The sequence below is a fragment of the Streptomyces sp. UH6 genome, from assembly GCF_013421635.1.
Classification (GTDB): Bacteria; Actinomycetota; Actinomycetes; order Streptomycetales; family Streptomycetaceae; genus Streptomyces; species Streptomyces abyssomicinicus.
Genome location: NZ_JACADT010000226.1, coordinates 1 through 7,210 on the forward strand (window position 1 = coordinate 1; position 7,210 = coordinate 7,210).

The following is a 7,210-nucleotide window of genomic DNA, read 5'->3' on the forward strand; positions in this document are numbered from 1 at the left end:
GCCGCCCTGCGGGGTGGCCCCCGGGGTGCCGGAGCCGGACGGGCTCGGGCTCGGGCTGGCCGAGGGGTCACCGGACCCGGACGGCGAGGGGCTGGGCGTGCTGCCGGCCGGCAGCACCTTCAGGTCGTAGGTCTTCATCGGCCCGTACAGGCACGGCAGTGAACCCTCGGCCGGGTCCACGGCGAAGGCGGCCACCGCGTGGCCCTCCTCCGCGTCCTTGTCGAGCGTCAGCCGCATCCGCACGTCCACCCGCTCACCGGGCTCGACGCCCTCGAAGACCACGTCGGGGCTCTCGGCGGTCTCCAGGGCCTTCCAGCCGTCGCCGTCCTTCCACTCGGCCTTCAGGTCGTCCTGGTCGCCGCCGGAGTCGATGACGACGAAGGTCAGCGGGCGGATGTCGAGGGTGTGCTCACTGCCGTTGGTCATCCGGACGGTGAAGGTCGCCTGCTCGCCGGCGACCAGCTGCTCGGGCAGGCCGAGCGCCTTGGCCTTCAGCGACGTGTCCTTCTTGCAGTCCTTGGCGTTCGCGAGGGCCTCCTCGGCCTTCTTGAGCGCCTCCTCGGCGGACTTCTCGGCCAGCTTGGCGCTCTCGTAGTCGCGCAGTACGGCGACCTCGGCGTCGTCGAGCTCGGTGTCGGCCTCCTCGGCGGCCTCGGCCGCCTCGAGGTGGTGCTGCCGGGCGTCGGCGAGGGCGAGCTCGGCGTCGGCCAGCTCCTGCTCCGCGGCCGCCTTCCCGGCCTCGTCGGCCTCGGCCAGCGCGGCCTCGGCGTCGTCCACCCGCGAGGCCGCGGCGTCGAACGCCGCCTTCGCCTCCTCGGCCGCCTTCCGCGTCTTCTCGGCGGCGACCACCAGCGCGGGCGGGTTGTCCTTGTCGTACTCGAGGAGGGCCTCGACCTTGTCGTAGGCCTCGATGCGCGCCCGGACCGCCTCGGCGTAGACCGCACGCGCCTCGGTGACGGCGTCCTGCAGGTCCTGACGGCCGGAGCCGGACTCGGCGACCACCGGCGCCGGGTCCGCGAACGCCGGCGAGGCGGCGGCCAGGGCGAGCGGTGAGGTGACGGCGAGAGCGGCGGCCACTGCCAGGTAACGGCGTTTCTGCACGAGCATGCCTCCTGGGGCGAAATGCGTGACGTGTGCGGAAGACTGCGCGGGACCACCGCCGGGGCCCTCGTCGGGGGCCGCCTGCGCGTGACGCACGGGACGATGGTCAACCCCCGGGATTTTATGAGGCGTTGACCGAATCCGCCCTGGTCTTTCGCGGGACCGCCCCGGGCCCGCGGACCGGGAACCGGGTGCAAAACGGTGCGGACCGGGAGGGTTGCCCTCCCGGTCCGCACCGGTTGTGTGACTCATGTCATGCGCGAGCGTGAGCGAGCGCTCAGGCGATGCTCCAGGCGATGCCGTCGAGGATGTCGTGCTCGCTGACCACGACCTCCCGCGCGCCGGTCCGCTCCATGACCGACCGGAGTACCAGCGCGCCCGCGCCGATCACGTCGACCCGGCCGGGGTGGAGCGAGGGGATCTCCGCGCGCTCGGCGTGGGTGGAGCCCAGCAGCCGGCCGGTGATCTCGCGGACCCGCTCGTAGGAGACCCGCGAGTGGTGGATGGCCCGCGAGTCGTACTCCGGCAGTTCCTGGGCGATCGCCGAGACGCTGGTGACCGAGCCGGCCAGGCCCACCAGGGTGCGGGCCTCGCGCAGCGGGACGGTCCGCTCGGCGAGGTCCAGGGCGGCCTCCACGTCGGCCCGTATCGCGGCGACCCGCTCCTCGGTCGGCGGGTCCACGACCACACCCTCGTCGACCAGGTGGCGCTCGGTCATCCGCACGCAGCCGACGTCCACCGAGCGCGCGGCGCGCACCCGGTCGTCGCCGACGACGAACTCGGTGGAGCCGCCCCCGATGTCCACCACCAGGAAGGGCTTCTCCAGGTCGGTGCGGCCGGCGAGTTCCCGGGTGGCGCCGGTGAAGGAGAACTCGGCCTCCTGGTCGCCGGTGATCACCTCGGGCTCGACGCCCACGACGGCGAGGACCCCGGCCACGAACTCGTCGCGGTTCTCAGCGTCCCGGGAGGCGGAGGTGGCGACGAAGCGGATCCGCTCGGCGCCGTGCTCCGCGATCACGGCGGCGTACTCGCGGCAGGCGGCGAAGGTGCGCTCCAGCGCCTCGGGGGCGAGCCGGCCGGTGCGGTCCACGCCCTGGCCGAGCCGGACGACGGTCATCCGCCGGTCGAGGTCGGTGAGGGTTCCGGTGGCCGGGTCGGCGTCGGCGACCAGCAGGCGGATGGAGTTCGTCCCGCAGTCGATCGCGGCGACCCGGGTCATGCGCCGGCCTCCCCGTCGGCAGCGGCCGCGGCGTCGGCGTCGGCCGCGCCGGCCTCGGCCTCGGCGGTGCAGGCGCCCGGCGTGACGCACGGGCCCTTGCGCCACCACTCGGGCAGCATCGCGAGGGCCTCGTCACCCAGCGGGTTCACGCCCGGCCCGGCCACCAGGGAGTGCGCGACCAGGACGTGCAGGCACTTGACCCGGTCGGGCATGCCGCCCGCGCTGGGGAAGCCCCGCAGCACCTCGATCTCGTCGCGGCGCCGGATGTAGTCCTCGTGGGCGGCCCGGTAGGCGGCGGCGAGCTCCTCGTCGGTCCGCAGGCGCTCGGTCATCTCCTTCATGACGCCGTCCGCCTCCAGCGTGCCGATCGCGGAGGCCGCGCGCGGGCAGGTCAGGTAGTACGTCGTCGGGAAGGGCGTTCCGTCCGGCAGCCGCGGGGCCGTCTCCACGACGTCCGGCTGTCCGCACGGGCAGCGGTGCGCGATGGCGCGCAGACCGCGCGGGGGGCGGCCCAGCTGGAGCTGGAACGCCTCGACGTCCGCTTCGGTGGGCTCGGTGCGCTCGGTGGGCGGCGGGGGCGTTTCCATGCCTGGGGTTCTGCTCTCTCGGTCTACGGGTGGGGCTCAGCGGGCCGCGGCCGCGGTGCCGGCGCCGTCGGCCCTCGCGGCACCGGCGGCGCTGTCGGCCTTGTCGGCATTATCGACGGCGTCCCACAGGACGGCGTACCAGGGGCGGTCGGCGGTCGGCCGGCCGGCGTCCTGCCTCCGTGCGGAGGCGGCGCCGCGCACGGTGAAACCGGTCTCGCCCGGCCGCACGTGGTGCAGCCGCTTCCTGATCTGCTGCTCGGCGTAGGCGTCGTCCTTCCAGCGCGCCTTGAGGTCGCGCAGTTCCTCCACCCGCTCGCGGGCGGCGTCGCGCTCCTCCTCCAGCTCGGCGATCTCGGCGCGCTGGGAGACGTACTGCCGGGTCGGGTAGGCCAGGGCGACGATCAGGGTGCACAGCACCAGGGCCAGCAGCGCGGCCCGGCCGGTCAGCCGCGAACGGCGGGCCTGGCGGCGGGTCTGGGAGCGGTAGACGCGGGCGGCGGTCTGCTCACCGAGCAGCCGCAGCCGGGTGGTCGTGGAGAACCGGTCCCGGTTCTGCGCCATCTTCTCCGCGCCTCCCCGTCGGCGTCCGCGTGCTGTGCCGTGTGCCGTGCCTGTCCGTGTGCTCTTTCCCCGCACACGGTACGTGACGCCGGGGCGGGGCGGGGCGCGGACAGGGGCGTGCCCCCGGAGCGGCGCTCCGGGGGCACGTCGTCGGCCGTGGCGGCCGTGGCGTCGGCCGGGGGTCCCGCGGGCTCCGGCAGGGGCCTGCGGCCTTCTGCCGGGCCCCCGCGGGGTCAGCCCTTGAAGCGCGGGAAGGCGCTGCGGCCGGCGTACACCGCGGCGTCGTCGAGGATCTCCTCGATGCGCAGCAGCTGGTTGTACTTGGCGACGCGCTCGGAGCGGGCCGGGGCGCCGGTCTTGATCTGGCCGCAGTTGGTGGCGACGGCGAGGTCGGCGATGGTGACGTCCTCGGTCTCGCCGGAGCGGTGGGACATCATGCACTTGAAGCCGTTGCGCTGGGCCAGCTCGACGGCGTCCAGGGTCTCGGTCAGCGAACCGATCTGGTTGACCTTGACCAGCAGGGCGTTGGCGGCGCCCTCCTCGATGCCGCGGCCGAGGCGCTCCGGGTTGGTGACGAAGAGGTCGTCGCCGACGAGCTGGACCTTGTCGCCCAGCTTCTCGGTGATGACCTTCCAGCCGTCCCAGTCGTCCTCGAACAGCGGGTCCTCGATGGAGACCAGCGGGTAGGCCGCGACGAGCTCCTCGTAGTACTCCGTCATCTCGGCGGCGGAGCGCTCCTTGCCCTCGAAGAGGTACTTGCCGTCCTTGTAGAACTCGGAGGCGGCGACGTCGAGGGCGAGGGCGATCTGCTGGCCGGGGGTGTAACCGGCCTCCTTGATCGCCTCGAGGATCAGGTCCAGGGCCTCGCGGTTGGAGCCGAGGTTGGGGGCGAAGCCGCCCTCGTCGCCGAGGCCGGTGGACAGACCCTTGGTCTTCAGCACCTTCTTCAGCGTGTGGTAGACCTCGGTGCCCCAGCGCAGGGCCTCGGAGAAGGACTCGGCGCCGATCGGCGCGATCATGAACTCCTGGATGTCCACGTTGGAGTCGGCGTGCGAGCCGCCGTTCAGGATGTTCATCATCGGCACCGGCAGCAGGTGCGCGTTGGGGCCGCCCAGGTAACGGAAGAGCGGCAGGTCGCTGGCCTCGGCGGCGGCGTGCGCGACGGCGAGGGAGACGCCGAGGATGGCGTTGGCGCCGAGCGAGCCCTTGTTGTCGGTGGCGTCCAGGTCGAACATCGCCTGGTCGATCAGGCGCTGCTCGGTGGCGTCGTAACCGACGAGCTCCGGGCCGATCTGCTCGATCACGGCGAGGACGGCCTTCTCGACGCCCTTGCCGAGGTAGCGGTTCTTGTCGCCGTCGCGAAGCTCGATGGCCTCGAAGGCGCCGGTGGAGGCGCCGGACGGGACGGCGGCACGGCCGGTGCTGCCGTCGTCGAGGCCGACCTCGACCTCGACCGTGGGGTTGCCTCGGGAGTCCAGGATTTCCCGGGCTACGACGACGTCGATGGACGGCACGAGCATCTCCTTCTGGGATGTGACGCGTGTGGTGCCGGACCACCTGGTCCGGCACGGGGTGCACAGCCTCCGTGGCTCTGCGAGACCGAGCCTAACCGGCCGGGCGGGATCGGCCAGCCGGTCGCCCCCTGTACGGAGGGGTAACAGGAGATTAATTGTTCCGGCCCGAAACAAAAAGTCCCCGAGCGGATTGCGGGGAAATGGGTCCGCCCCCGTGCGCGAGGGTGACGCGCACGGGGGCGGGGTCTCTTCGGACCGCGGGACCTCGGGGCTGTCCGGCCCCGGGACCTGCGACCCGGGGGCGGGTCAGCTCAGGTGGAGCATCTGGCCCGGGTAGATCAGCCGGGCGTCCTCGACGACGTCCTTGTTGAGCTTGTGGAGCTTCTTCCAGCCGCCCTTGACGTCGTGCTCCTCGGCGATCCTGCTGAGCGAGTCGCCCTTGACGACCTTGTACTCGCCGTCACCCTTGAGGACCTTCTCGCCGGTGGGCGTGGTGACCTTCTCGGCCTTCGCGGACTTCTCGGCCTTGGCGGGCTGGGCCGCCGTCTCCTCGGGCTGCGGCGCGGGGGCCGGAGCCTCCTGCTGCGGCGCCTCCTGGGCGGGGGCCTCGGCGGCGCCGCCCTGGTACGGAGCGCTGGACAGGCCGGTGCCGCAGTGCGGCCAGGCGCCCGGACCCTGCTCCGCGAGGACCTTCTCGGCTATCTCGATCTGCTGGGCCTTGGTGGCCTGGTCGGCGGAGGCCGCGTACTGCGTGCCGCCGAAGCCGGCCCAGGTCGAGTTGGTGAACTGCAGACCGCCGTAGAAGCCGTTGCCGGTGTTGATCGACCAGTCGCCGCCCGACTCGCACTGGGCCACGGTGTCCCACTCGGACTCCGTGGCGGCGGACGCGGTGCCCGCCGTGAGCAGCGGGGCGGCCACGACGGCGCCGGTGAGGCCGGCGACGGCGAGAGCGCGCTTGGTCTTGGACGGACGACGGTGCTTGCCCTGGCAGGTAAACGACATGGAGGTATCCCCTCACCGACGCCTGCGAGGTGAGCTGTCGGGTTCGGGCTATGAGGGTCGCCCGGCCGCGCACCTTCCGGTACGCGGCTTCACCCCTAGCCGGTCCCGGCGAACTGTCCACCGGGCCCGGCGCCTACCTGGTTCCCCCGCTCCTGCCTGCGGCGCATGACGCGACGACAAGTCCCGTACGGCCGTTGGCAGGATTAGGCGTGACGGCCGCCGGGGCCCGCCGCTGGAGCGAGCGGTTCGACGTTAGCCACGCCATGGCCGGGATTTCAAAGACGATCAGGGCTTCTGAGACCCATCTCTCACTTCGCCGGAATCAGACATTCCGGGACGAAAAGGTGGGTAACTCCCCCACTTTTGCCCGACTTTCACCCTGCCTGATCTTCGGCCTAGCCGACCGGGAGGGTGAGCGTCGTGCCCGGTGCGAGGCGGTCCGGGTTCTTCCCGATCAGGTCCTCGTTGGCCTCGTAGAGGGCACGCCAGCCGCCCTTCACGCCCTCCGACCCGGCGATGGAGACCAGGCTGTCGCCGGCCCGCACCGTGTAGGTCTCCGCGGCGGCGGCGTGGCGGCCGGAGGAGCCGCCCGCGGTCTCCTCGCCGGTCTCCTCGGCGCTGGCGCCGCGGTGGCGGCCGGAGCCGGACTCGGCGTCCGTGCTCTCCTCCTGTGCGCCGGAGCCGCCGAACAGCGGCGTGTCGTCCTCGAAGAGCGAGCCGCCGCCCCCGAGGAGCGTGTCCTCCTCGTCGGCCGAGCCGGCGCCGCCCTTCTCCCCGGAGTCGTCCTTGTCCTTGCCGCCCTCGGTCGCCTTGTCGTCCTCGGTGACCTTGTCGCCGCCGTGACCGCCCTGGTCGCCGGAGCCGCCGCCCAGTTCGGGCAGGTCCGGGATCACCGGGGCGCCGGTGCCGGTGTCCACCAGACCCAGGTCCAGGCCGAGGTCCGCGACCGCGCCGTCGTCCCCGGGCTCGTACTCGGCCCCGGGGAAGAGGGCGTGGCCCGAGGAGCGGTCGGCCCGTTCGCCGGATCCGTCCCGCTCGCCGGCCTCGCCGCTCGTGTCCTTGGCGTCCGCACCGCCGGTACCGGCGGTGCCGTCGGCCTCGCCGCCCGCGTTCCCGCTTCCGGCGCGGTCGCCGCCGACGCCCCAGCCGGACGCGGAACCGGCGTAGGCGCCGGGGCCGGTCACGTCACCGGTCCGCAGGGCGTCCACCCCGGTGTCCACCCGGGC

General features: G+C 73.1%; 7 protein-coding genes and 1 riboswitch. All 7 genes read right to left on the reverse strand.

Annotation, left to right across the window (positions count from 1 at the left end; genetic code table 11):
- Positions 1-1,107: hypothetical protein (locus HW445_RS13595; RefSeq protein WP_180221286.1), on the reverse strand; the 1,107-nt coding region annotated here is incomplete at its 3' end.
- 271 nt (positions 1,108-1,378) lie between these two features.
- Positions 1,379-2,320 (reverse strand): Ppx/GppA phosphatase family protein, encoded by a 942-nt coding sequence (locus tag HW445_RS13600; RefSeq protein ID WP_180221287.1) that lies wholly within the window; start codon positions 2,318-2,320, stop codon positions 1,379-1,381.
- Positions 2,317-2,907 carry a DUF501 domain-containing protein gene (locus tag HW445_RS13605; RefSeq protein WP_257231056.1) on the reverse strand — a complete coding sequence of 197 codons (591 nt, stop codon included), beginning with the start codon at positions 2,905-2,907 and terminating at the stop codon, positions 2,317-2,319. The genes HW445_RS13600 and HW445_RS13605 overlap by 4 nt, the downstream gene beginning before the upstream one ends.
- Positions 2,908-2,943: 36 nt before the next feature.
- A complete protein-coding gene (locus HW445_RS13610) occupies positions 2,944-3,468 on the reverse strand; it encodes a septum formation initiator family protein (RefSeq protein WP_180221288.1) in 525 nt (174 codons plus the stop codon).
- A gap of 233 nt (positions 3,469-3,701) precedes the next feature.
- Positions 3,702-4,988 (reverse strand): phosphopyruvate hydratase, encoded by a 1,287-nt coding sequence (eno, locus tag HW445_RS13615; RefSeq protein ID WP_151774489.1) that lies wholly within the window; start codon positions 4,986-4,988, stop codon positions 3,702-3,704.
- Between the two features lie 300 nt (positions 4,989-5,288).
- Complete coding sequence (locus HW445_RS13620) at positions 5,289-5,984, reverse strand: transglycosylase family protein (RefSeq protein WP_180221289.1); 696 nt, start codon at positions 5,982-5,984, stop codon at positions 5,289-5,291.
- Between the two features lie 4 nt (positions 5,985-5,988).
- Positions 5,989-6,158: riboswitch (cyclic di-AMP (ydaO/yuaA leader) on the reverse strand.
- 221 nt (positions 6,159-6,379) lie between these two features.
- On the reverse strand, positions 6,380-7,210 hold an 831-nt coding region (locus tag HW445_RS33530; RefSeq protein ID WP_180221290.1), incomplete at its 5' end, for a LysM peptidoglycan-binding domain-containing protein.